Source organism: Shimia sp. R9_1 (genome assembly GCF_017743775.1).
GTDB lineage: Bacteria > Pseudomonadota > Alphaproteobacteria > Rhodobacterales > Rhodobacteraceae > Shimia.
The window spans coordinates 716,739-738,982 of the sequence record NZ_JAGHRN010000002.1 but is presented as its reverse complement, the minus strand read 5'-3'; the positions used below and the strand labels follow the sequence as shown (position 1 = coordinate 738,982).

Sequence of the window (22,244 nt, the reverse complement as noted above, 5' to 3'; positions counted from 1 at the left end):
GGAGAGAAAGTCATGTTCAAGACAATCTTGCTAACCGTGGACGTCAACGATCTGAAAGGCTCTGAGCGCCCCGCCGAGGCCGCGCGCGTGATGGCAATGGCCGATGGGGCTGAACTGCACGTCATGAACGTCGTGCCCGACTACGGCATGTCGATCGTCGGCTCGTTCTTCAGCCAGGATCACAACAAGCTGATCCTGAAAGAAGCCAAAGCTGCATTGGAGGATTGGGCCAAAAGCGCGCTGGCAGGTGTGGAGAACCTGCGCCTGCATGTGGATCAGGGTACAATCTATGATCTCGTTCTAAAGGAAGCCAAAAGCGTAGAGGCCGATGCGATCATCGTTGGCGCCCACAAATCCCAGCTGAAGGACTATCTGATTGGCCCCAATGCCGCACGCATCGCGCGGCACGCCAAACAATCGGTGTTTGTGATCCGCTGATCCGGCACTTTCAAAAAAGGCCCGTCGCGCAGTGCGGCGGGCCTTTTGTTTTTGCCCACGTGCTGAGATCAGAGACGTGGCACAGTGCTTTCCCAGTGTTTGGCAAACACCTCTGCGCCATTCTCGGATGTTTTCAGATCAGCCGTGATCAGGAAGTTCTGCCCATCGGTCCGCATCGAAACATCGGCATAGATCTCAACCTTCCACTCACCGCGCGCCATGGTGCGCCGCCATGTGAAGTGGTTTTCAGCGGAATTCGGATCACGTTCGACAATCGAGAACCGCTCTTCCACACGGGCTCCGGAAATGAGGCCGGTGTCCAGATCCTCTGTAAGACCCGTGTCGCCCACAATCTCCAGAGTGAGCTGTTGAGACCCCACATCCTTGGTGACTGTCTTCTTGTTCTCAGGCGCAGAAACCTGACGTGTGCGCCTCGGCTTCGCCGCCTTTGGCGGATCAAAGGAAACGGATGTTTCCTCCGCAGGTTCTTCGCGCACCGGCAATGAGAGAATGCCGCTTTGCAGCGTCAGCACCGCCGTTTCTGCCTCAGGCCAGACATAAGGCCAATAGCTCGAAGACAAGGCCAACCGCAGCTGATGCCCGGCAGGCAGCTGATAGGCGCAGTGGTCCAATGTCAGGGTCACATCAACGGGTTGATTGACCGGCAGATCGACAAAAGTCTCGTGTCGATCATGATGCCGAAGGTTCAGCACGCCATGCGTGATCAAGGTGCTTTGCCCATCCGGGTGCACATCGCACAAACGCGCGATCAGCTGCGCCTTTGGCTTGTCCGCCGAGAGCTTCAAACGCACCGAGGGGGCGCCAACAATAGCGCGGCAAGCGGTCATAACCTCTGTCTCAAAGCAGCAGGACAAAGCATCGTCTTCGCGCTGATCAGCGGGCAATTCCCCCGGCGCTGTCCCGGCAGGTGCCAGCGAAATCGGGAAATACTCGCCTGTGGCCTGTCCGCAGAAAAGAGCGGGCGCAACGATACGCTCCGCTGGGCCTTCGGTCTCTGAAAGGCTCTTCCCAGTCAGGAAAAAACTCTCAACCGCTCCGTTGATGTCTTCTGCGGAATCCGCGATCCACCGCCCTGGGCGGTCATCATAGATGGTCGCCGGTGGCACGCTGTCCATCAGCCAACGGCGCATGTCTGGCAGCGCTTCTACACCGTTGTCGATGCCCTTAAGCCAGCGATCCCACCACCGCAGCATTTCCCCCAGAAAGTCGATCTGTGGTCCCGGCGCGGCAAAATGAGGGTATTTATGGATCCAAGGCCCAATGAGGCCTTTCACAGGTGCGTCGAGGTTTTCAACGAGATGCGCGATGGTGTTGCGATACCCATCGTGCCAGCCGCCCACGCTCAAAACTGCGGCCTTGATCCCACTATAGTCCTCACAGACAGACCCATGTTTCCAATAGTCATTGCGCGCTTGTTCTTGCACCCATTTCTCTGCGAGGAACGGCGTGTTTTGCAGCCGTTCAAGCCAGACTTCCCGCCAGCTCTCGCCAACGATTTCTGGATCAGGAGGCAAGGCAAACCACCCCAGGACGGTTGCCGCCCAGCCGGTATTTTCGCCAAGCATGACACCGCCTTTGTAGTGGATGTCATCGGCAAAGCGGTCAGTGGTTGAGCATATGCTCACCACAGCCTTAAGCGCTTCGGGCGCCAAAGCCGCAATCTGAAGTCCGTTGAAACCGCCCCAGCTGATACCCACCATACCAACGCTGCCAGAGCACCACTCCTGCGCCGCCAGCCATTCGACCACCGAGACGCCATCGGCGAGCTCTTGCGGCGAGTATTCATCATCAAACAGACCTTCGCTGTCGCCGCAGCCGCGCATGTCCACGCGGACGCAGACATAGCCGTGTCCAGCCATATAGGGATGGGTCAGCGCGTCCCGTTCAGCAGTGCCATCCCGTTTGCGGTAAGGCAGGAATTCTAGGATTGCGGGCAGCGGTTCATCGGTCTCAGGTCGCCAAATCCGGGCGGACAACAGGGTGCCATCTGGCATTGGAATCTGAACATGCGGATGCTCATTCACTTGATAGGGAAAATCTTCCACCGTTTGCATCTCAAACTCCAGTGCTTGCGGTCACAGCTTTTTGTCAATCTGTACAAACATTTGCGTCCCCGCAAGAAAAAGCGAGATAGGTCCAACCTGTGTACAGTTCACTCTTCTGCGGCGATCAGCTGTTTGATGAGGATGAGACGCGCAATCAACATCAACCCGAAACATAGAGCGAAGGAGAGCGTTTCGCCAATGATGGGCGCAGACAGCACATAGATGCCGCCACCAATCAGCGAAACCGTCGCATAGAGATCTTCTTTCAGAACCGATGGGGTCACATTGCAAAGAACATCGCGGATAATTCCGCCCACGATGCCAGTGATACAGCCGATCACCACCGCAATGGCGGGATGGGTGCTCATATCAAGCGCGACACGCACACCAACAAGAGTGAACAACGCCAACCCTATGGCATCAAGTTGCATCAAAAGGCGCAAACGTCTGCCATTGCCTGACGGAAGGCGCGTGGCGACAAAATACATGGCAACGGCCACGGGCACCGCTGTGGCGAGATAACTCAGATCCTCAATCCAGAACACCGGCGTGCGGCCAAGCAGCAGATCCCGAAGCGTGCCCCCACCCACTGCAGTGGCGACACCGATCAAAGTGGCACCAAAGAGATCCAGCGTATGTCGCACCCCTTGGATAGAAGCAGAGGCCGCCATAACGGCGGTCGCGATGATTGTTGTGAAGGTGACAAACTGGGTGAGCGGGTCGATCATAGGTAGCGACTTTCACTTGGGCCCAAATTGCGTAGATCGATGCAGAACTATGTATCGCCCCACACATTATTAAGGGGGCCGAACGCCCCCCATTTTTCACCTGCCGGTCCCTGATCCCAAACGCCATCTGCCTTGTTTTCTACGGCGCGAGGAGTTGCTTTCACTATAGGAGCGGTGATTCGCTCCCGTCAACTGTCTGGGATCTCAAATCGCAAATCTGCCAACCAGAGCTTGGCAGATGCATAACATTAGCCGTTTTCGCGCAGCACCGCGCCTGCCAGATAGAGTGACCCACAAATCAGGATGCGCGCTTCCGGGGATTGCGCCGAAATGGTCGCTATCGCCTTGGCAACACTTTCTGCGACATGCGCCGTCAGCCCGGCCGCATTCGCATGCTCGGCGGTTTCTTCTGCCAGAAGCGTGTTGGCTTCCCCGGGAATGGAAACCGCGTGCAAGCTGTCGGACACCTCAGCCAAGGGGGACAGATACCCTGAGACGTCTTTGGTGTTCAGCATGCCACAGATGAGATGTGTCTCGCGCTTGGGCAGCCCTGCGATATGGGCGGCCAAAGCCTGCCCTGCCGCTGCATTGTGCCCGCCGTCGAGCCAAAGCTCAGCGGAGGCAGCCGCCTCCACCAATGGCCCCTCGCGCAAGCGTTGCATACGCGCAGGCCAGAAAACGTCTCGCATGGCCGCTTCGCAGGCTTCTGCATCGCAACCGAGGTGGCGCAACGCCGCCAAGGCGGCACCGGCGTTTTGGATCTGATGCGCACCGGGCAAGGCAGGGAGCGGCAGGTCCAGCAGGCCAGTTTCATCCTGATAAATCAGGCGGCCGTGTTCCTCATAAACATGCCAATGCTGCCCATAGGCGATCACCGGAGCGCCCAGACGAGCAGCGGTTTCTTCAATCACCTCCATCGCCTCTTCCGGCTGAGGGCCCACCACAACAGGGATCCCGCGCTTGATGATCCCAGCCTTTTCCGAAGCGATCTTGGCAAGCGTGTTCCCGAGGAATTGTTCATGGTCGATAGAAATTGGCGTGATCACGCACAGCTTGGGATCGTCAATCACATTGGTCGCATCCAGACGGCCTCCAAGACCGACCTCAAGCAAGGTGTAATCTGCCTGCACGCGCGAAAACGCGAGCAGAGCCGCGCAAGTGGTGATCTCAAAATAAGTGATATTCTGGCGCTCGTTGGCCTCCCAACACTCATCCAGCACCTGTGTCAGATGCGCCTCGTCAATCAGCTCCCCTGCGAGCCGAATACGCTCGTGAAACCGGGCGAGATGGGGGCTTGTATAGGCGTGGACCGTTTTGCCTGCACCTTCCAGCCCAGCGCGGATCATCGCCTGTGTGCTACCTTTGCCGTTGGTGCCCGCCAGATGGATAACCGGAGGCATCTTCTTCTCCGGATTTTCAAGCGCATTGAGCAATCGCCACATGCGATCCAACGTCAGATCAATGATCTTGGGATGCAGCGCCAGCATCCGGGCGAGGATGGCATCTGATGTGTCTGAAGTGTGGGTCATTTGCGCCTCCGAAACAGTGAGCCCGCCCTAAATGAAAGCGGGCTTCCGGTCAAACAAACCGAAAGCCCGCAGCTCAATAAAATTCTGAAAACTTACGCGTCCTGCGCAGTGTCCTCTTCGGCCTCGCCCAACTCTTCCTGGGTTGGCGCCGGCAGGTCTCCTTTGACGGCCGGAGGCATGTCCATCAGCATGCGGATGATCGTCACCAGCTCGTCCTTCATTTCGGTGCGTTTAGTGACGCGATCGAGCATACCGTGATCCAGCAGGTACTCCGCGCGCTGGAAGCCCTCGGGTAGCTGTTCACCGATGGTTTGCTGAATGACCCGTGGCCCCGCAAAACAAATCAAGGCGTTTGGCTCAGAGATCTGCACATCGCCCAGCATCGCGTAAGACGCTGTCACACCGCCTGTGGTCGGGTGGGTCAAAACCACGATGTAAGGCAGACCGGCTTCTTTTAGCATCTGCACAGCAACCGTCGTGCGCGGCATCTGCATCAGCGAAAGGATACCTTCCTGCATCCGCGCGCCACCGGCGGCTGAGAACAGCACCAGCGGGCGTTTCATGGCAACCGCACGTTCAGCGGCAGCGATGATCGCATTACCCACATACATGCCCATGGAGCCGCCCATGAAAGAGAAGTCCTGACACGCGGCAACAATCGGTGTGCGCCCGATTTCGCCTTCTGCCACCAGCATCGCTTCTTTCTCGCCGGTCTTCTTCTGCGCGGCCTTCATGCGTTCCGGATATTTCTTCTGATCGCGGAACTGCAGAGGATCGGCCAGCGGTTCAGGCACCTCGACTTCAACAAAGACACCACCGTCAAACAGCGCCTCAAAACGGTCACGGGCTGTGATCGCCATGTGGTGGCCGCATTGGGTGCAAACGTTCTGATTGCCCTTAAGCTCGCGGTGAAACAGCATTGTGCCGCATTCGTCGCACTTGGTCCAAAGGTTGTCCGGCACCTCACGGCGCGAAAAGATCGAGTTGATCCGCGGGCGGACATAGTTTGTGATCCAGTTCATGTGATCAGGGTCCTCTGGCTTCCAATCAGGCACCGAAATAAGACGCCACGTCAGGAATTGCAATCTATGGCGTGCTCTCTCCTGCGGGAACGGTCGAAACCAGCCTGCTGTGATTGGCGTTTCCTGCTCCCAGGGCGCGCTGGCGGCGGGGCAACACTTTGTCGGCAAATGTGAATTTGTGCGCCCCAATTGTTGAATGGGCGTTTGTCTCATCTCAATCAATTGGGTAGATAATAGAAAATCGAGCTGCGCATCGTTTCGCAGTCAGAAACAATTGAGCGGGACTCACTAATCGATATGGCACGTAGCAAGCGCGTTCTTCAGCAGTTTTTTCAAGCTGGCCTGGCACGCTATTGGGCGCGTGTGGCAAGCAAAGCAGCACATGAAGACTTGACCCGTCTGCGCCGTCAGCGGCGGCGCGCGCGGACTTTACGCCATCATCTCGACATGGTGATTGCGATTTCCGAGAGCCGGCTGGCTTTGCCCATCATCGGCTCCAATGCCTTTCCCAAACCCCACGGGACCGATTGGTCCTGGCGTCCCGCCCTGTGGCGGGAACCCAACCCCACCAAGGGTCTGGCTGGGGTTCAGAACAAAGAAAAACTCGGTGACGAGGTCACGCTGTTTCATGACTGCCGCATCTCGGAACTGACGCTTCGCCAATTGCGCAATCATCGCGAAAAGGATCTGGCACCGTTTGGCCTGCGCATGGATGTGTTCCGCTTTGACGGCTCGTTTCTCTCTCTGGTGATTGACCTGCCTCCGGAGTCAGTGGCCGGTCTGCGCCGGGAGCATGTTCTACGGCTCGATACCATTGTGGAAATGGAAAAGCCGCTTGAGATCTTTGCCCGTCTCAACATCCGGCACGGACCAAACACCGAGCAAATTGTGCGGGAGCTGCCGCTGCATGACGAGGACATTCGGGTTGAGTTTGATCTTGCCTACTCCAACCTGAACGAAAAGCGGGTGGAAAAGATGTGGATCGACCTGATTTTCGAAGGCCCTGAGATGAACCAGGTGGTCCTCAGAGATGTGACATTTGCCCGCCGCCCCCGCGCTGAATTCTAAGCCTGCTGTGAAAAGGATCGAGATATGAGTGAGTTAACGCTGACCAAGACCCGCCTTTTCGAAGGTGTTTGGGAAGGTGTCCTGAAATATGAGAGCGGTCAGGGACCGGTTCCAAAGGTTGACGTCACCTACCTTGGCGATCCGGTCAACGGGGTGCAGATTGACGCCACCGACACTCAAGACAGCTGGCGGCTCCGCTTTCCGCTGCCTAAGGAAAGCCTGTCAGATGGCGTGCAAACCCTGCTGATCACAGATCAGCTGAGCGGAGATCGCCTTGAGACCCTGAGCTTTGTTGCCGGCGAAGCGCTTGCTGATGATCTGCGCGCTGAAATCGATTTGCTGCGGGCGGAGCTCGACATGCTCAAACGGGCCTTCCGGCGTCACTGCGTCGAAACGATGTAAGCGCGCGCTTTGAAACGTGATACTTTGATTTCCAATCAACGATAGGATCCTCTCATCGCCGATCTGTTTCCAATGAGTCAGCCGCAACAGCTGTTGTGGGGCACCGTGGTGCTCAGCGCCTGCGCGATCATTCATGTCGGCTTTTTGTCTCTGATGATCGAAGCGCTTGAGAAAATTGGAAAATGGGTGACGCAGAGATCAAGGTTCCTCAGGACAGCGGTGGTGACCGGCGCGGCCTTCGCCATGATTGTCGGGTCTCACACCATTCAGGTTTGGCTCTGGGCCTATGTGCTAATCTATATGGGCGCGTTTGATTACCTTTATGATGCGCTCTATTTCTCGCTCGTGACCTATACCACCGTCGGCTATGGCGATGTTGTGCTGCCTATTCAGTTTCGCGTCTTTGGAGCCTTTGGCGGCGTGACGGGCATTCTGTGCTTTGGCATTTCCACCGCGTTTCTCGTTTCCCTGATCAGCCGGCTGTTGCCGCGCTCGCTCGACTGAGCAAAGGCAATATGCCTCAGTTGTAATCCGGCTTCTGAAACCTAAAATTAGACCATGATGAAAATTGCATACACGATGGCGCATGGGCGCGGGAAACTGGATTTGCTGCTGGCGGAGCTGGCAGATCGGCTGAATGATCGCGGGTTGACCGCACGTGGTATTGTGCAGACCAACACGGGCTGTGAGACCGATCAGCGTTGTGACATGGACGTTCAGGTACTGCCGAGCGGACCGATCATTCGTATCTCACAAGACCTTGGCAAAGAAGCCAAAGGCTGCCGTCTTGATCCGGACGCCATGGCCACGGCAATCACCGCTGTGTCGCAATCCATGGAAGAGCCCTACGACGTGTTCCTCCTGAACAAATTTGGCAAGCAGGAAGCCGAAGGAAAAGGATTCCGGGATCTGCTGGCAGAAGCGTTGGAGAATGGCGCGACGGTGATCGCGGGCACCAACCCGCTGAATGCCGGAGTGTTTGAAGAGTTTGCCGGGGGCATGGCCACGCAAGTGGCGCCCAACATCGACGATCTTCTTGCTTGGTATGATCAGGTGAACGCTTAAGCCGCCTGCACTCAACCGAGCAATGCGCGCCGCATCAGGTTGAGCGAGGCGATCAGCAAAACAAAAAGTGTGGCCTGTCGAAAACGGCGTTGGTCGATGCGATCAGAGATACGCCCTCCAAACCACATGCCCAAAATGGCGGGCAAAACCAGTGCGAGCGACAGGGGGGCGGTTTTGCTGGTCAGCACACCTGAGCCGATATGGGCAAAGAGCAGCACAACCGAACCGAGCCCGTAAATCACACCCTGAATGCGCATCTGCTCGGATTTCTCGGTGCCCAGTGCCGTCAAGTAGGCCACCGTGGGCGGCCCCCAAACACCAGAGATGCCGCCAATTGCCCCCGCAACGCCACCGACAGCCATCTCACCGCGTGCCGATGGCTTTGCGATGGTGATGGAACGCCCCATCAGTTGCAGCAGAGAAAACAAAAACACCGGCACACCGATCACCAACAGCAAAACGTTCCCTGGAAGAATGCGGACAAACTGCGCGCTGATCACCATGACAGCACCACCCGCGATCAAAAATCGCCGGAAACGCTTAACGGACTGCCAAGCTGCCGCACGCCCCTGACGCAACGCCTGCATGCCGTTTGTGGCCAATGTGGGCAGGATCAAACCGGCCAAAGCCAGCTCCGGGGCCAGAAACGAGCTTAGCCCAGAGATCAGGACCATAGGCATGGCAAACCCGACCATCCCTTTGATAACGCCCGCCAAAACAGCGATTCCCGCGCAAAGTAGCCAGGCAACGGGCGGTAGGGTTAGAATGTCGAAATCCATATCTTCCTATAGTGCCTGACATCCTGTCGGGCAAAGATTTGACGCGAAATAAACAATCAAAACGCAACGTCTTCTGGCATTTTTGTTGCGCTGCACCTGCAAAACAAATATGCACTCTGCAGAAACAGAGGATACTGCAACATGGCCCATGATGGACAGGATTTGACGATGGCGACTCCGGTGATTCTTCCCGATCTTCTGAAATTGACCGGCGCGGCTGTGGCCCCGGTTGAAGCCATTTTGGAAACCGCTATTGCGCGCGTGAAGGAAACTGTCTCCGAAGATGGCCGTGTTTCCGGCAAGCTGATTGAGGAAAATCAGACGGCAGCACATGGCCTGAGCTGGCTCGCAACTTACGCGCAATCGCTCAAACAGATGCAGGCTTGGGCAGAGAAGCTCAATGCAGACGGCAAGTTTGGCGAGATCGAACAGATCATTCACCAGATCGCTTTTGGCGAATACCTCTGGCAGGTGTATGGCGGCATTCCGATGAGCCAGGGCGAGATCATTCGCCTGCAGGACCTTGGCCTGACGCAAGACGAAATGCGTGGCCTGATGGCGCCGGATGTGATGGTCCTCTGCACCGAGGGCAACAGCCAAGCGGCGCGCATGCGACTTGTAGAGCTGATGCAGGAGCAGGCGGCAAACATCACCGTCGGCACCTCCGGTCTTGATGAAGAGCTGGAAATGATCCGCGAGCAATTCCGCCGTTTTGCGGTGGATCGCGTTGAGCCAAACGCCCACGAGTGGCACCTCAAAGACGAGCTCATTCCAATGGAAATCATTGAAGAGCTTGCGGAAATGGGTGTGTTTGGCCTGACCATCCCGGAAGAGTACGGCGGGTTTGGCCTCTCCAAAGCTTCCATGGTTGTGGTGTCTGAAGAGCTGTCTCGCGGCTATATCGGCGTGGGCTCGCTGGGCACCCGCTCTGAGATCGCCGCTGAGCTGATCCTGTGTGGCGGCACCGAAGAGCAGAAGCAGAACTGGCTGCCGAAACTGGCGAGCGCAGAAATCCTGCCAACCGCTGTGTTTACAGAGCCGAACACCGGATCTGACCTCGGCTCCCTGCGCACCCGCGCGGTGAAAACCGAGGACGGCAACTGGGAAGTGACCGGCAACAAAACATGGATCACCCATGCGGCGCGGACCCATGTGATGACCCTGCTGGCACGCACAAATCCTGACAGCGCCGACCACCGCGGTCTCTCCATGTTCCTGGCGGAAAAGACCCCGGGCACCGATGAGAACCCCTTCCCGACCGAAGGCATGACCGGCGGTGAAATCGAGGTGCTGGGCTATCGCGGCATGAAGGAATACGAGCTGGGCTTTGATGGCTTCAAAGTCAAAGGCGAGAACCTTCTGGGCGGGGAAGAAGGCAAAGGTTTCAAACAGTTGATGGAAACCTTCGAGTCGGCACGTATTCAGACTGCGGCCCGCGCAGTGGGTGTGGCACAGGCGGCGCTGGACGTGGGCATGCAATATGCGATCGACCGCAAGCAGTTTGGCAAATCGCTGATCGCCTTCCCCCGCGTGGCAGGCAAGCTCGCGATGATGGCGGTAGAGATCATGATTGCCCGCCAGCTGACCTATTTCTCTGCCTGGGAAAAAGACCACGGTCACCGCTGTGACCTTGAAGCGGGTATGGCGAAGCTGCTGGGCGCACGTGTGGCCTGGGCGGCGGCGGATAATGCGCTGCAAATTCATGGCGGTAACGGCTTTGCGCTGGAATACACCGTGAGCCGCATCCTGTGTGATGCGCGTATTCTCAACATCTTTGAAGGTGCGGCTGAAATTCAGGCGCAAGTAATTGCAAGACGTTTGCTGAGCTGACACCCGCTCTCAGTTGGACAGCAGACCCGGCGCGGCTCTCCCTCGGAGCCGCGCTTTTTTTGTGCCCGTTAACAAAGTCGCTGATTCGCAAAATCCGCAAAAATCGCGTGTTCGGTATCGCGTCGGTATTGCGTCTGTATCGCGGAGGTGCCGATTTCGGTGATCTTTTCGCAGGTGCAGCAATAAACACACCGCACGTTGTTGCGTGAAATGGCGCAACATTTGGTCACACTCCCTTTGCGCCTGTTGCAGTGCAGCATTTGCGCTCCTACGCTTCCATCATGACAAAGCGACTTTCACAGCAGGATTGGCTGCAGGCGGGATTTGAAGCGCTCACCGAGGCCGGATCGGCCGCCTTGAAGGCCGAGCCACTGGCGCGGCGGCTTGGCACAACCAAGGGCTCCTTCTACTGGCACTTTGACGATGTACCGGGATTTCACGCCGCATTGCTGGCGGCCTGGGCTGATGATGCCGAAGCGGTGATAACAGCCCAGCGGGAGGACACCGGTACGGCTGTGCAGAAGCTGCGTGATCTGGCGCAGATTGCTGAGCAAGAGACAGACAGCGAGACCACGCGGCTTGGACCAGCGATGCGGGCCTGGGCGCGCGACAATGCGGATGTGGCCGCTCAGATCACAGCGGTTGATGAGGCGCGCATGGCTCACATCAAGACCCTGCTGTCAGAAATTGGCCTCACCAATCCGGAATTGACCCGCTTGCTCTATGGCGCCTTCCTTGGCATGGAGACCCTGTCTGCGCATGATGGTGTGCAGAACGGCCCGGCTCTGGGCACTTTGGTTGATTTGATTTTGGCATTGCACGAGGCGGAATGATGCGGCGGATTGCTTGGGTTTTGGCAGCGGGTTTGGGCGTGGCCGCCTGCGCACCGTCTGAGACGGTGACACAATATGGTGGCGCCGACTACACTTGGCAGCTGCAGGAGATCGACGGCGCGGCTGTTGATTATGAAGCCAGCCTCACACTGGAAGAAAACGGCCGGGTGATGGGCCAAGGGCCCTGCAACAGCTTTCTGGCAACGCAGGACGCCCCCTACCCGTGGATCAACATCAAGGTGGATGTGGTGGAGCAGATCTACTGTCCGGACATCGATCGTGAAGAGGCCTATCTGACCGCGCTGCAGGAGATGAGCCTTGTGGAGGTCTCTGGCCCGACACTGGTGCTGAGCAATGATGCCGGGCGGGAGATGGTGTTCAGCGGGCAGACAGCTGACGCGCAAACCGATCAATAAAGCGCGCGCGCGCATCCGGCAGCGGTTTGTGCCCCAGATCGGGTGCGAGCTTTTCTGACAGGAAGTAGCCCGTGGTCGCCAGCGCGGCCAACACCTCTTCATCCGGCGCGCCGCCCTCCCCGCGTAGGACAGGTGGCAAGGGCAGCAGCCTGTCTGCCCACTCTCCAGCACCTTTGGCAGAGACCGCGCGCCCTGATTTGGGTGAAACATAGATTAGCGCGTCAGAGCTGCCTGTGACCGCACAGGAGGTGAGGTCGAGACCATAGCCCAGTTCCGTCAGCAGCGCCATTTCCCAGCGCAGATAGGCCAGCGGCCAGAGCTCGTGCTGCCCCAACAGATCCAGAAGCTGCACGCTTTGATGATAGAGCGCCGGGTGCGGTTCGCGATCCGGCAGGCAGAAGGACAAAAGCGCCGTCACCGCATTCAGCCCAGCCAGCGAAAAGCGGTCGCTCAGCACAGCAGCACGGGAGCGCAGCGGCTCAACGGTGTAGGTGCCAATATGATCTGACAGGCGCGCGCGCCAAGTGAGATCAACCTGCCCACCGGGCTGTAGGATGGGGGTCATCTTGCGGCTGATGCCACCGCGCACGATGCCTGCATGGCGGCCCTGTGTCTCGGTGAAGGCCTCCAGAATGACCGAGGTTTCCCCGTGTTTTCTTGTGCTGAGCACAAAGCCCTGATCGCGCCAGTCCATCGCCCTATCCTTTGGCTCAGAAAACCGTGCAGAGGGTCAAAAGGAAAGCCCATTCCAGCTTCATTCTGCCAAAAATACTCTGGGGAGATCACAGCTTTGCTGTGAGCGGGGCGAAGCCCCTGTCCCGCTCAATCCGACAGACCCGGCTCATCAAGCAGATGGCGCCCCTGACGGTCCTCAACCTCAATCACCCATGCGTCCGGATCAAAGCTGCGCTGACGGGCCAGTGCCGCATCCACCTCAGCCTCATCGCCCTCAGACAACACAACCCATTTGCGTTCGCCGCTCATCAAATCAAAACTGCGCTGAAACACCGTGGCTTTGCCATCCAGCGTGTTGAGTTTGACCAGAACCGCGCCCGCCGTGTCGTCGCCATGGGCCACCACAAAGGCCGGAATATCCGCAAGCCGGAGCCGCGCAATATAGGCGTGCACCCAGAAATCAGCGGTCAGGCGCATGGGCGTTCCTTCAGGCGTTGCCGTCTTTGAAATCGAGACCCATTTCGGAATAGCGCTCTTTTTCCTCAAGCCAGTTCGGGCGCACTTTCACCTGCAGGAACAGGTGGATACGACGGCCCATGAACTCTTCAAGCTCTTCCCGGGCGGCTTTGGAAACCGCCTTGATGGTCTCGCCCTTGTTGCCCAGCACGATGCCTTTGTGCCCGTCACGCATCACATAGATCATCTGATCTACGCGCGCGGAGCCGTCTTTGCGCTCTTCCCAGTTCTCAGTTTCCACCGTCATCTGATAAGGCAGCTCCTGATGCAGACGCAGGGTGAGCTTTTCACGGGTGATTTCGGCGGCGATCATGCGCATGGGCAGATCGGCGATCTGATCTTCGGGGTAGAGCCAAGGGCCTTCAGGCAACTCTGCGGCCAGCCATTTGCGCAGATCGGCGCAGCCGTGGCCTTTCTCTGCGGAGATCATAAAGGTCTCAACAAAGGTGAAACGCTCGTTGAGGTCTTTGGTCAGGGCCAGAAGCACATCGGATTTCACGCGGTCAATCTTGTTGATCGCCAGCGCCACTTTGCGCCCCTCTGCGATCTCTTCCAGCTGCTCCAGAATGGCTTCGACACCTTTGGTGACGCCGCGATGGGCCTCAACCATCATCACGATGACATCAGCATCCGCAGCCCCGCCCCAAGCGGCGGCAACCATGGCGCGGTCCAGACGGCGGCGCGGACGGAACAGGCCCGGAGTGTCCACAAAAACAATCTGGCTGTCGCCTTCCAGCGCCACCCCCCGGATGCGCGCGCGGGTGGTCTGCACCTTATGGGTCACGATCGAGACCTTCGCCCCCACCATCTGGTTGGTGAGCGTGGATTTGCCCGCATTGGGCTCTCCGATCAGGGCAACGAATCCGGCGCGTGTGGTCATGTGAATGCCTTTGTGAGTCAGCTGTGGCTGGTTAAGGGGCGTCTGTAGCGGAAATTGTGGGCTGGGGCTAGGGGCCTGATGCGCATGGGAGATATGCGAGAGTTGGGCTTTCTCACGGAAATCCGTTTTAAGATGCGCAAACCAAGCCTGTTGACCTCACAATCTAAAGTCTTGAGCGGCTTCGAAATTTCAAGGAAGGTGGAAAGAACACCTTTGAGTTGAATATCATTATGCTAATCAAGTTCCTTAGAAGCTTATTCTGGGCCCCGCCAAAACGGCCATCTTTTCCGCCAAAGGCGAACTACCTTTCTGACAAACCAAAACTGCAGGTTGTCGAAAAGCCTCCAATTCGCCACTCCTCCAAAGAAACGATCAAACCTGCCAACACACCTGCAAAGAAACAGCTGGTCGGCAAATGTTATGTGATCGATGGCGACACCATCGTGATAGATAAAACGCACATACGCCTCTTTGGCATTGATGCGCCAGAGATGGATCAACCCTATGGAAAGAAAGCCAAGTGGGCGATGGTCTCGCTCACCAAGGGCCGAACGGTCACAGCCAATCTACTTCCAGAAAGCAGCTATGATCGTGTGGTAGCACTTTGCGTTCTGGACGACGGCACCGACCTTAGCGCTGAGATGGTGAAACAGGGTTTAGCACTCGACTGGTCTAAGTTTTCAGGTGGCGCTTACGGCGAGTTTGAAACTCAAGACGCGCGCAAGAAACTCTGGCGGGTCGCAGCAAAACATCGCGGAAAGTTGCCGCCTGGCGACTAAGGCCTACCCGCTTACCTTCTCCAGCAGCGCCTTTGCCGCGGCCTGTTCCGCTTTGCGCTTGGAGTTGTCTGTCGCCTCAGCCGATGCGCCATTCTCCAGCTTGGCGGCGATGGTGAAGACCGGCGCGTGGTCGGGGCCGGAGCGTTTGACCAGCTCATAGCGCGGTGGCGGCAGTTTGCGGGCCTGTGCCCATTCCTGCAGCGAGGTTTTGGGGTCACGTGCGTCGGCCTCTACCGATTTCACGCGGTTGCCCCAGAGCCGCAGGATCAGAGCCTTGGCCACTTCAAAGCCCGCATCGCGGTAAACGGCGGCGATCACCGCCTCCATGGCGTCGCCCAGAAGCGCCTGTTTGCGGCGGCCACCGGACATCATCTCGGAACGGCCGAGCTTCAGGGCGGCTCCCAGATCAATCTCGCGCGCCACATCGGCGCAGGTTTCCTTGCGCACAAGCGCGTTGAAACGCGGGGCGAGCTGACCCTCGGCGGCGGATTTGTCGTGCTCCAGCAGCGCTTCGGACATGACAAGGCCGAGCACCCGATCGCCCAGAAACTCCAACCGTTGGTTGTCCTGCCGTGTGGGCGAGGACATGGAGGAGTGGGTGACCGCGCGCACCAGAAGATCGGGGCGGGAGAAGGTGTGCCCCAGTCGCGCTTCAAATGCCTTGAGTTCCGCTGCGAGTTTCACGTGACCCTCACTCAATCCCTTTGAAGAAACGATCCCCGCGCCATGTCCAGAAGGCAAACATGGAGCGCCCGGCGGAGGAGAACATCACCCGGTCGGCGCGGCCGATCAGGTTTTCATAGGGTACAAAGCCCACCCCACGTGCGGATTGCGGCACGCGGCTGTCGGTGGAGTTGTCGCGGTTGTCCCCCATGAAGAAGTAGTGGCCTTCGGGCACGGTGTAGATACCGGTGTTGTCAGACTGCTGATTGGTGATGTTGAGCGTGGCGTAGCTCACACCGTTTGGCAGGGTCTCAATATAGCGCGATTTGGCACAGATGCCGCCATCGCCGACGGGGCCGTTTTCACAGCGCGGGCGGTGGCCTTGTGGGCCCTGCGGGCCGTATTCTTCGCGGAAGACACCATCGGCCTTGCGCTTCACCGGCACGCCGTTGAGGTAGACCACGCCATTTTTGATCTGTACCCTGTCACCGGGCACACCGATCAGGCGCTTGATGAAGTCATAGCCGGTCACCGGATGGCGGAAGACCACAACATCACCGCGCTCAGGCTCGCCGCCCAGAAGACGGCCGTTGTTGCCGCCAAGCCAGCCGCAGAGGTCTTCGGCGTCAATATTCACACCCACCGCCGGGATGCGCACAGACGGGCAGGAGGCATAGGAGTAGCCGTAGGTCATCTTGTTGACGAAGAGGAAATCTCCGATCAGCAGCGTGTCTTTCATGGAGCCTGACGGGATCCAGAAGGGCTGAAAGAACAAGGTGCGGAAGACACCGGCAATCAGCAAGGCCCAGAAGATCGTTTTGATGGTCTCGACAATGCCGCTTTCGCTTTTGGCTTTTTCCGCCATGGGGAATGCTCTCCGCTCGTTCTGCCAGTGTTTTTTGGTCTGAGGTTACATGCGGGCGCGGGCGCGAGGTGTCAAGCAGACTGTCCCTGCGGCGCCGCAATTGGGCGGGCTTCGATCACCACAAAGGCCTGTGCCCAGGGGTGGTCATCGGTCAATGTCACATGAATGATCGCCTCATGGCCGGGCGGCGTCATCTCGGCCAGCCGCTCCTTGGCCCAACCAGTGACCTCCATCACGGGCTGCCCCGTGCGCATGTTTTTGACCGCCATGTCTTTCCAGCTGATGCCCATGGCCAGACCTGTGCCCAAGGCCTTGGAGCAGGCCTCCTTGGCGGCCCAGCGCTTGGCATAGGTGCCCACGGTGTCGCGGCGGCGCTCTGCTTTGGCCTGCTCCACCTCGGTGAAAACACGGTTTTTGAAACGATCGCCAAAGCGCTCAATGGTGCCGGAGATGCGGTCGATGTTGGCAAGATCGGTGCCGATACCAAGGATCATTGAAGAGTCGCGCCTATGTGCCCGGTGGCTTGGTTAAGGGTGAAGGTCAGTCGCGCGTCACCAAAGCTGTCGCTGTCCGGCAGAAAGCGACGCACGTTCATTTCAAAGACCAGGCCAACAGCCGGATCATAGCTGGCCTCAAGACTGGAGAAATCGGCACCAGAGAAGCCGATACCCTCCGCCATCGACACAGTGCGGCACTGTCGACCACCGACTTCATCATAGGGCGGCGAGAGCACCACTATATGGAAAGCGCCTGCTGCAGGCTCAATAGTGTCCAGCAGTGCAAGGCGGACGTCGCCATTCGCGAAGGTACGGGTGTTGTTTTCCCAAGGCTCCACAATGGAGTCCGCGCGGGCCTGCCATTCGCATTCATGGGCCTCTTGCGCAGCAGCAACGCTGGCGAAGCACAGAGCCGCGGCGGTCAGTGCAGGTTTGACAATCACTTCAACCCTCCAGTTTTGCGGTCAAAATTTTGAAGCCAGCAAAACCGAAAAACCCGGCAAATGCGAGATCAAATATACGACTGGCGCGTTGGTAGCCGCGCACGATGGCTGGGGAGGAAAACAGAAAGGCATAGCCGATGAAGATCAGGATCGAGCCCACATACAGCAGGCCGAAATAGCCAAAGAGCGTGGCCGGAGTGGCATCGGCAGGGGCAACGATGGCGTATATGGAGGCCCAGCTGAGGATGGCTTTGGGGTTGGTGATGTGGATCGCAGCACCTTTGGCAAAAAGGCTGCGGGCGCTGCCGGAAAACGGCGTGCCAGCAACGGCGGTTGTGTCTTCGGCAACCGCGCGTTTGAGCGCCTTGAACGCCAGCCAGCCAAGATAGGCGGCCCCGGCGTAGCGCAGGATTTCAAACACCCAGACATTTGCAAGCATCACCGCTGACAGCCCCAGCGCCGCCGCAATGCCCCAGCTGGCGGAGCCTGCAAGGATGCCGAGCGCAAAGGCGAGCGCCGAGCTGCGCCCCGCAGACATGGCGGTGCCTGCGATGCCCATGGTGGCCGGCCCCGGAGAGCCACCGGCCATAAGCCATGCAATCCAGATCGCGATGAACTCAGGAGTGATCATGATTTGTTTGCTTCCAGCTGTGCCAGTTTCATGCCGTGGCGCACTCCAGACGGCAAAAAAATTCTAATCGTCAGATAGATCAGTGACACATAAAACACCAAGGACAACAGCCAATACAGAGGCGGTAGCATAGCAAACACCGCTGAGGCGGACAGCCCCCAAATAGGCAATACAGCTGCCTTAAGTGCTGCGACTAACGCCTGTATGCAAATTGCAACTGCGGTCATTGGCAGTGCATATTTCCACGCCGCCCCTTTGGGCAAAGCCGCGCGAGCTCGTTTTCCGTGCTTCCTCCCCAAATCTTGGGCTGCGGTAGCAGCAGGGAGCCAAAGACTGATACTCGCGAGCCAATCAAGGCGACCATAAATCGCCAACACCATCTCACACACCACCAAGCCTAAAACCCACACGCTATAAAACCGAGCGAAGAGAAGTAGGTCCAACTCCATGGAGGTGTGTTCTGGTCTCATCCCCGTGCCTCATCCATCAGGCGGCGCATTTCCGCGATGGCGGGCTGAAGGCCGCGAAAGATCGACTCGCCAATCAGGAAGTGGCCGATGTTGAGCTCCATAAGTTCTGGCAGCGCCGCGATGGGGCCAACGGTTTCATAGGTCAGACCGTGACCCGCGTGGACCTCAAGCCCCAGTGAATGCGCAAAACGTGCCATTTCCGTAAGGCGCACAAGCTCTGCATCGCGCTCTTCAAAACGGCCTTCGTAGTGGAAGTCACAATACGCACCCGTATGCAACTCGATCACCTGTGCGCCAATCCGGTTGGCTGCTTCGATCTGGGCCTGATCAGCGGCGATGAAGATCGACACCCGACAGCCCGCCTCGCGCAGCGGCGCGATGAAATGCGCCAGTTTGTTTTCCTCACGCGCGACCTCAAGCCCGCCCTCTGTGGTGCGCTCTTCGCGCTTTTCAGGCACGATGCAAACCGCATGAGGCTTGTGACGCAGGGCGATGGCCTGCATTTCGTCGGTGGCAGCCATCTCGAAGTTGAGCGGCACCGAAAGCGCCTCCATCAAGGCGTCGATGTCGGCATCGGCAATGTGGCGGCGGTCTTCGCGCAGGTGCGCGGTGATGCCGTCTGCCCCCGCCTCTTCGGCCAGTTTGGCCGCGCGGACCGGATCCGGGTAAGCAGAACCGCGCGCATTGCGCACGGTGGCGACGTGATCGATATTCACCCCAAGACGCAGCATGATCTCAGTCCTCATCTCGCTAATATGTCTGTGGCGACCCTATGCCGGGTGCCGCGCGAGGAAAACCGATTTTTGATCAAAAGATGTGATAGGGTCTTTCAGGCTTTACGTGTCTGACTGGACGTTGGCAGCCTGTTCTTCGGCGCGCGCACGCGCCTTGGCAATGCGTTCTGCAAACTTTGCAGAGCGCCGCTTCTGATAGGCACGGATCACCGGCACAGAAAGGTAATACATAACGGTGGCCGCAATGATGCCCGGGATGATCCCGCCAATCATGTAGGGGTAAAACACCTCGTCATAGAAAATGCGCAGGCCCGTCCAATCCGGCACCTCATCGGTGAACAGCGCAAAGAGATTGTGCCACAAATCTGCGCCTGCATTGGCAAATTTACCGCCCAGAGAGCTTTTGTCACCGGCTTCAAATTCGGTACCCAAGATGAAGTGGCCGGTTTGCAGCGAGGCCACGCCGATGGGCACATAAGTCAGCGGGTTGCCAAAGAAGGTCGCCAGCAGCGCGGCAAGGATGTTGCCGCCCAGGATGCGGGCCAGAATGGCGGCCACGATAAAGTGCATCGTGTAAAACGGCGTGAAGGTTGTGAACACCCCGGCCCAGATGCCGCGACCGATGGTTTCCGGCGAACCAGGCAGACGGTGCAGGCGGTGTTTGACATAACGAAAGGCACGCCCCCATCCGCCACGCGGATAGAAAAACTCTCCGAGCACTCGGAGGAAGGGTCTTCTATCACGGCGTTTGAATACCACCGGGTCTGTCCTCAGTTACGTCAGGGCGCCAGCGCGGAGCGGGCGCTCTCCGGGTTTCTGTAGCGTTCAATCTCGGCCACGTCGGTTTCCGCTTCCAAAGCCAGCATCAGCTTGTGCAGATGCTCGGCATCGCCGAGGTCCACACTTATCAGGAGGCGGTAAAAATCCGGTTTCCGGTCAACGAACTCGAGGTCAGAGATATTGGCGTTGTTCTCGCCAATCAATGTGCAAATACGCCCCAGTACGCCCGCATCATTGCCAATGGTGACAAAGAGCTGCACCGCGTAGATCGGTTTGTGTTTTCCAGCATGCCAATGCAGATCGAGCCAACGGTCGGGCTGGTCTTCGTAGTTGGACAGCGAATCGCAGTCGATGCTGTGCACAACCACCCCCTGACCACGGTAGGTGATTCCCACGATGCGCTCGCCGGGCAGGGGCTGACAGCAGGGTGCGCGCTGAAAGCTCTGATCCGCGGACAGACCAATCACAGCGCGCTCCGCGCCAATTTCATCGGCCTCAGAGGGGGCAAGATCGGGGTAAACCGCCTGCAGCACCTGTTGCGCGGTCAGCTCGGCGGAGCCAAGGCGCGCCAGCACCTCATCGCGCTCTTTCAGGCGCAGGTGTTTGGCGGCCATATCCAGCACTTTGTCGGTGGATTTCTTGCCCACATGCTCAAAGGCGGAGCGCGCCAGTTCCGAGCCGAGCTTCACAAAGCGTTCGCGGTCCATTTCCCGCAGGGCGCGGCGAATCGCGGTCCGGGCTTTGCCGGTCTTGGCCATATCGAGCCAGGTCGCCTGCGGGACCTGCCCTTCTGCGGTGATGATCTCCACCGATTGGCCGTTCTTGATGCGGGTCCAGAGCGGCACGCGACGGTGGTCCACTTTGGCGCCAACACAGGCGTGGCCGATCCGGGTGTGGATCGCGTAGGCAAAATCAACCGGCGTGGCACCACGGGGCAGCTTCACCACTTCGCCTTTGGGCGTGAAACAGAAGACCTGATCAGAGTACATCTCAAGCTTCACGGCCTCGAGGAAGTCTTCGTGATCCTCCTCAGCGTCGAACTGTTCGGTCAGGCCGGAGATCCACTTCACCGGATCAACAGCAAAAGGGTTCTCGCCGCGCACGCCGTCTTTGTAAGACCAGTGTGCCGCCACACCGGATTCCGCCACATCATGCATTTGACGGGTGCGAATCTGCACCTCAACCCGACGGCCGTTGCGGCCCGACACCGTGGTGTGGATCGAGCGGTAGCCGTTGGATTTTGGCTGGCTGATATAATCTTTAAAGCGCCCCGGCACCGCGCGCCAACGCTGGTGGATGACACCAAGCGCGCGGTAGCAGCTGTCTTCGGTATCGGTGATGATGCGGAAGCCGTAGATGTCGGATAGGCGGGAGAAGCCCTGATCCTTTTCCTGCATCTTGCGCCAGATTGAATAGGGTTTCTTGGCCCGACCAAAGACCTCACCGGTCACATTGACGGCGGCCAGCTCCTGACGCATGTCGGCCGTGGTTTTCTCGATGACGTCGCCGGTTTCTTTCTGCAGCGTCACAAACCGGCGCATGATCGAGGCGCGGCCATCGGAGTTCAGAACCTTGAAAGCCAGATCTTCCAGCTCGTCGCGCATCCACTGCATCCCCATGCGGCCGGCAAGAGGCGCATAGATATCCATGGTTTCGCGCGCCTTCACGGCCTGCTTTTCAGGGCGCATGGCCTTAATCGTGCGCATGTTGTGCAGGCGGTCCGCCAGCTTGACCAAGATCACCCGCAGGTCCTTGGACATTGCCATAAAGAGCTTGCGGAAGTTTTCGGCCTGTTTGGTCTCTGAAGAAGACAGCTGCAGATTGGTCAGCTTGGTAACGCCATCCACCAGACCGGCCACCTCTTCGCCAAAGCGATCTGCCACCAGCTCATAAGACGCTTTGGTGTCCTCGATCGTGTCATGCAACAGCGCCGTGATGATGGAGGCATCATCCAAATGCTGCTCTGCCAAGATGCAGGCGACTTCGATGGGGTGGGTAAAATAGGGCTCGCCGGAATGGCGGAACTGACCATCGTGCATCTCGCGGCCAAACTCATAGGCCGCGCGAATAAGATCATCGTTGGTCTTAGGGTTGTAGGCGCGAATGTGGTCGACAAGTTCGTCAGCAGGAATCAT

Annotated in this window: 26 protein-coding genes; 9 read left to right on the top strand and 17 right to left on the bottom strand. The window is 58.2% G+C overall.

The annotated features are described in order from the left end of the window. The first annotated feature begins 12 nt into the window (after positions 1-12). Complete coding sequence (locus tag J7399_RS09895; protein WP_209085708.1) at positions 13-438, top strand: universal stress protein; 426 nt, start codon at positions 13-15, stop codon at positions 436-438. 68 nt (positions 439-506) lie between these two features. Here J7399_RS09895 and J7399_RS09890 read toward each other — a convergent pair whose 3' ends face one another. The 4 genes from J7399_RS09890 to accD form a co-directional block, all read right to left on the bottom strand. Next, the gene (locus J7399_RS09890; protein ID WP_209085707.1) at positions 507-2,513 is read right to left on the bottom strand and encodes a CocE/NonD family hydrolase; all 2,007 of its coding nucleotides are present in this window, start codon (positions 2,511-2,513) and stop codon (positions 507-509) included. A gap of 98 nt (positions 2,514-2,611) precedes the next feature. Then, positions 2,612-3,232 (bottom strand): trimeric intracellular cation channel family protein, encoded by a 621-nt coding sequence (locus J7399_RS09885; protein ID WP_209085706.1) that lies wholly within the window; start codon positions 3,230-3,232, stop codon positions 2,612-2,614. A 248-nt stretch (positions 3,233-3,480) separates the two neighbouring features. Next, positions 3,481-4,761: a folylpolyglutamate synthase/dihydrofolate synthase family protein gene (locus J7399_RS09880; protein WP_209085705.1), complete on the bottom strand. Its 1,281-nt coding sequence runs from the start codon at positions 4,759-4,761 to the stop codon at positions 3,481-3,483. Positions 4,762-4,853: 92 nt separating this feature from the next. Beyond that, positions 4,854-5,783 carry an acetyl-CoA carboxylase, carboxyltransferase subunit beta gene (gene accD / locus J7399_RS09875; RefSeq protein ID WP_209077081.1) on the bottom strand — a complete coding sequence of 310 codons (930 nt, stop codon included), beginning with the start codon at positions 5,781-5,783 and terminating at the stop codon, positions 4,854-4,856. A 297-nt stretch (positions 5,784-6,080) separates the two neighbouring features. On the opposite strand from accD, the gene J7399_RS09870 reads away from it, so the two are divergent. The 4 genes from J7399_RS09870 to J7399_RS09855 all read left to right on the top strand — a co-directional run bounded on the left by J7399_RS09870 (position 6,081) and on the right by J7399_RS09855 (position 8,318). Beyond that, the gene (locus J7399_RS09870; RefSeq protein ID WP_209077079.1) at positions 6,081-6,851 is read left to right on the top strand and encodes a DUF6478 family protein; all 771 of its coding nucleotides are present in this window, start codon (positions 6,081-6,083) and stop codon (positions 6,849-6,851) included. A 24-nt stretch (positions 6,852-6,875) separates the two neighbouring features. Beyond that, positions 6,876-7,253, top strand: coding sequence for a hypothetical protein (locus J7399_RS09865; RefSeq protein ID WP_209085704.1), 378 nt, complete (start codon positions 6,876-6,878; stop codon positions 7,251-7,253). 72 nt (positions 7,254-7,325) lie between these two features. Then, positions 7,326-7,757: a potassium channel family protein gene (locus J7399_RS09860; RefSeq protein WP_209085702.1), complete on the top strand. Its 432-nt coding sequence runs from the start codon at positions 7,326-7,328 to the stop codon at positions 7,755-7,757. Between the two features lie 54 nt (positions 7,758-7,811). Further along, complete coding sequence (locus J7399_RS09855; RefSeq protein WP_247742822.1) at positions 7,812-8,318, top strand: DUF2478 domain-containing protein; 507 nt, start codon at positions 7,812-7,814, stop codon at positions 8,316-8,318. An 11-nt stretch (positions 8,319-8,329) separates the two neighbouring features. On the opposite strand, the gene J7399_RS09850 is transcribed toward J7399_RS09855, so the two are convergent. Further along, entirely contained in the window at positions 8,330-9,097 is a 768-nt protein-coding gene (locus J7399_RS09850; protein WP_209085699.1) for a sulfite exporter TauE/SafE family protein, read from the bottom strand. A 141-nt stretch (positions 9,098-9,238) separates the two neighbouring features. On the opposite strand from J7399_RS09850, the gene J7399_RS09845 reads away from it, so the two are divergent. The 3 genes from J7399_RS09845 to J7399_RS09835 all read left to right on the top strand — a co-directional run bounded on the left by J7399_RS09845 (position 9,239) and on the right by J7399_RS09835 (position 12,176). Continuing rightward, positions 9,239-10,927 carry an acyl-CoA dehydrogenase family protein gene (locus J7399_RS09845; RefSeq protein WP_209085696.1) on the top strand — a complete coding sequence of 563 codons (1,689 nt, stop codon included), beginning with the start codon at positions 9,239-9,241 and terminating at the stop codon, positions 10,925-10,927. A 281-nt stretch (positions 10,928-11,208) separates the two neighbouring features. Continuing rightward, positions 11,209-11,760 carry a TetR/AcrR family transcriptional regulator gene (locus J7399_RS09840; protein ID WP_209085693.1) on the top strand — a complete coding sequence of 184 codons (552 nt, stop codon included), beginning with the start codon at positions 11,209-11,211 and terminating at the stop codon, positions 11,758-11,760. After that, a complete protein-coding gene (locus J7399_RS09835) occupies positions 11,757-12,176 on the top strand; it encodes an META domain-containing protein (RefSeq protein WP_247742821.1) in 420 nt (139 codons plus the stop codon). The genes J7399_RS09840 and J7399_RS09835 overlap by 4 nt, the downstream gene beginning before the upstream one ends. Here the strand turns inward: J7399_RS09835 and recO are convergent. The 3 genes from recO to era all read right to left on the bottom strand — a co-directional run bounded on the left by recO (position 12,139) and on the right by era (position 14,247). Continuing rightward, positions 12,139-12,870: a DNA repair protein RecO gene (gene recO, locus J7399_RS09830; protein ID WP_209085691.1), complete on the bottom strand. Its 732-nt coding sequence runs from the start codon at positions 12,868-12,870 to the stop codon at positions 12,139-12,141. The genes J7399_RS09835 and recO overlap by 38 nt on opposite strands. A 128-nt stretch (positions 12,871-12,998) precedes the next feature. Beyond that, on the bottom strand, positions 12,999-13,328 hold the full coding sequence (locus J7399_RS09825) for a DUF1491 family protein (protein WP_209077062.1): 330 nt from the start codon (positions 13,326-13,328) through the stop codon (positions 12,999-13,001). A 10-nt stretch (positions 13,329-13,338) separates the two neighbouring features. Then, complete coding sequence (era, locus tag J7399_RS09820; RefSeq protein WP_209077060.1) at positions 13,339-14,247, bottom strand: GTPase Era; 909 nt, start codon at positions 14,245-14,247, stop codon at positions 13,339-13,341. Between the two features lie 230 nt (positions 14,248-14,477). On the opposite strand from era, the gene J7399_RS09815 reads away from it, so the two are divergent. Next, positions 14,478-15,026, top strand: coding sequence for a thermonuclease family protein (locus J7399_RS09815; RefSeq protein ID WP_209085690.1), 549 nt, complete (start codon positions 14,478-14,480; stop codon positions 15,024-15,026). 3 nt (positions 15,027-15,029) lie between these two features. On the opposite strand, the gene rnc is transcribed toward J7399_RS09815, so the two are convergent. The 9 genes from rnc to J7399_RS09770 all read right to left on the bottom strand — a co-directional run bounded on the left by rnc (position 15,030) and on the right by J7399_RS09770 (position 22,244). Beyond that, positions 15,030-15,710, bottom strand: coding sequence for a ribonuclease III (gene rnc, locus J7399_RS09810; protein ID WP_209085689.1), 681 nt, complete (start codon positions 15,708-15,710; stop codon positions 15,030-15,032). A gap of 7 nt (positions 15,711-15,717) precedes the next feature. Next, positions 15,718-16,554, bottom strand: coding sequence for a signal peptidase I (gene lepB / locus J7399_RS09805; RefSeq protein WP_209059289.1), 837 nt, complete (start codon positions 16,552-16,554; stop codon positions 15,718-15,720). Positions 16,555-16,625: 71 nt separating this feature from the next. After that, positions 16,626-17,048, bottom strand: a complete 423-nt coding sequence (gene acpS, locus J7399_RS09800) for a holo-ACP synthase (protein WP_209059287.1) — start codon at positions 17,046-17,048, stop codon at positions 16,626-16,628. Then, positions 17,045-17,494 (bottom strand): hypothetical protein, encoded by a 450-nt coding sequence (locus J7399_RS09795; RefSeq protein ID WP_348539451.1) that lies wholly within the window; start codon positions 17,492-17,494, stop codon positions 17,045-17,047. The genes acpS and J7399_RS09795 overlap by 4 nt, the downstream gene beginning before the upstream one ends. Before the next feature lies 1 nt (position 17,495). After that, positions 17,496-18,125 (bottom strand): LysE family translocator, encoded by a 630-nt coding sequence (locus tag J7399_RS09790; protein WP_209085688.1) that lies wholly within the window; start codon positions 18,123-18,125, stop codon positions 17,496-17,498. Then, positions 18,122-18,574: an ABZJ_00895 family protein gene (locus J7399_RS09785; protein WP_209085687.1), complete on the bottom strand. Its 453-nt coding sequence runs from the start codon at positions 18,572-18,574 to the stop codon at positions 18,122-18,124. Before J7399_RS09785 ends, J7399_RS09790 begins: the two co-directional genes overlap by 4 nt. 17 nt (positions 18,575-18,591) lie before the next feature. After that, entirely contained in the window at positions 18,592-19,326 is a 735-nt protein-coding gene (locus J7399_RS09780; RefSeq protein WP_247742819.1) for a pyridoxine 5'-phosphate synthase, read from the bottom strand. Between the two features lie 105 nt (positions 19,327-19,431). Beyond that, positions 19,432-20,088 (bottom strand): DUF2062 domain-containing protein, encoded by a 657-nt coding sequence (locus J7399_RS09775; protein ID WP_209085686.1) that lies wholly within the window; start codon positions 20,086-20,088, stop codon positions 19,432-19,434. Between the two features lie 20 nt (positions 20,089-20,108). Continuing rightward, positions 20,109-22,244 (bottom strand): bifunctional (p)ppGpp synthetase/guanosine-3',5'-bis(diphosphate) 3'-pyrophosphohydrolase, encoded by a 2,136-nt coding sequence (locus J7399_RS09770; RefSeq protein WP_209085685.1) that lies wholly within the window; start codon positions 22,242-22,244, stop codon positions 20,109-20,111.

What these genes read in the sequence shown, in the direction of transcription:
- J7399_RS09895 (WP_209085708.1), top strand. Translation starts at nt 13, where the DNA reads ATGTTCAAGACAATCTTGCTAACCGTGGACGTCAACGATCTGAAAGGC.
- J7399_RS09835 (WP_247742821.1), top strand. Translation starts at nt 11,757, where the DNA reads ATGATGCGGCGGATTGCTTGGGTTTTGGCAGCGGGTTTGGGCGTGGCC.
- J7399_RS09780 (WP_247742819.1), bottom strand. Translation starts at nt 19,326, where the DNA reads ATGCTGCGTCTTGGGGTGAATATCGATCACGTCGCCACCGTGCGCAAT.
- J7399_RS09850 (WP_209085699.1), bottom strand. Translation starts at nt 9,097, where the DNA reads ATGGATTTCGACATTCTAACCCTACCGCCCGTTGCCTGGCTACTTTGC.
- J7399_RS09845 (WP_209085696.1), top strand. Translation starts at nt 9,239, where the DNA reads ATGGCCCATGATGGACAGGATTTGACGATGGCGACTCCGGTGATTCTT.
- era (WP_209077060.1), bottom strand. Translation starts at nt 14,247, where the DNA reads ATGACCACACGCGCCGGATTCGTTGCCCTGATCGGAGAGCCCAATGCG.
- J7399_RS09790 (WP_209085688.1), bottom strand. Translation starts at nt 18,125, where the DNA reads ATGATCACTCCTGAGTTCATCGCGATCTGGATTGCATGGCTTATGGCC.
- J7399_RS09860 (WP_209085702.1), top strand. Translation starts at nt 7,326, where the DNA reads ATGAGTCAGCCGCAACAGCTGTTGTGGGGCACCGTGGTGCTCAGCGCC.
- J7399_RS09885 (WP_209085706.1), bottom strand. Translation starts at nt 3,232, where the DNA reads ATGATCGACCCGCTCACCCAGTTTGTCACCTTCACAACAATCATCGCG.
- lepB (WP_209059289.1), bottom strand. Translation starts at nt 16,554, where the DNA reads ATGGCGGAAAAAGCCAAAAGCGAAAGCGGCATTGTCGAGACCATCAAA.
- J7399_RS09890 (WP_209085707.1), bottom strand. Translation starts at nt 2,513, where the DNA reads ATGCAAACGGTGGAAGATTTTCCCTATCAAGTGAATGAGCATCCGCAT.
- J7399_RS09855 (WP_247742822.1), top strand. Translation starts at nt 7,812, where the DNA reads ATGATGAAAATTGCATACACGATGGCGCATGGGCGCGGGAAACTGGAT.
- J7399_RS09825 (WP_209077062.1), bottom strand. Translation starts at nt 13,328, where the DNA reads ATGCGCCTGACCGCTGATTTCTGGGTGCACGCCTATATTGCGCGGCTC.
- J7399_RS09870 (WP_209077079.1), top strand. Translation starts at nt 6,081, where the DNA reads ATGGCACGTAGCAAGCGCGTTCTTCAGCAGTTTTTTCAAGCTGGCCTG.
- J7399_RS09840 (WP_209085693.1), top strand. Translation starts at nt 11,209, where the DNA reads ATGACAAAGCGACTTTCACAGCAGGATTGGCTGCAGGCGGGATTTGAA.
- J7399_RS09770 (WP_209085685.1), bottom strand. Translation starts at nt 22,244, where the DNA reads ATGATTCCTGCTGACGAACTTGTCGACCACATTCGCGCCTACAACCCT.
- recO (WP_209085691.1), bottom strand. Translation starts at nt 12,870, where the DNA reads ATGGACTGGCGCGATCAGGGCTTTGTGCTCAGCACAAGAAAACACGGG.
- J7399_RS09865 (WP_209085704.1), top strand. Translation starts at nt 6,876, where the DNA reads ATGAGTGAGTTAACGCTGACCAAGACCCGCCTTTTCGAAGGTGTTTGG.
- J7399_RS09880 (WP_209085705.1), bottom strand. Translation starts at nt 4,761, where the DNA reads ATGACCCACACTTCAGACACATCAGATGCCATCCTCGCCCGGATGCTG.
- J7399_RS09815 (WP_209085690.1), top strand. Translation starts at nt 14,478, where the DNA reads ATGCTAATCAAGTTCCTTAGAAGCTTATTCTGGGCCCCGCCAAAACGG.
- acpS (WP_209059287.1), bottom strand. Translation starts at nt 17,048, where the DNA reads ATGATCCTTGGTATCGGCACCGATCTTGCCAACATCGACCGCATCTCC.
- J7399_RS09785 (WP_209085687.1), bottom strand. Translation starts at nt 18,574, where the DNA reads ATGGAGTTGGACCTACTTCTCTTCGCTCGGTTTTATAGCGTGTGGGTT.
- accD (WP_209077081.1), bottom strand. Translation starts at nt 5,783, where the DNA reads ATGAACTGGATCACAAACTATGTCCGCCCGCGGATCAACTCGATCTTT.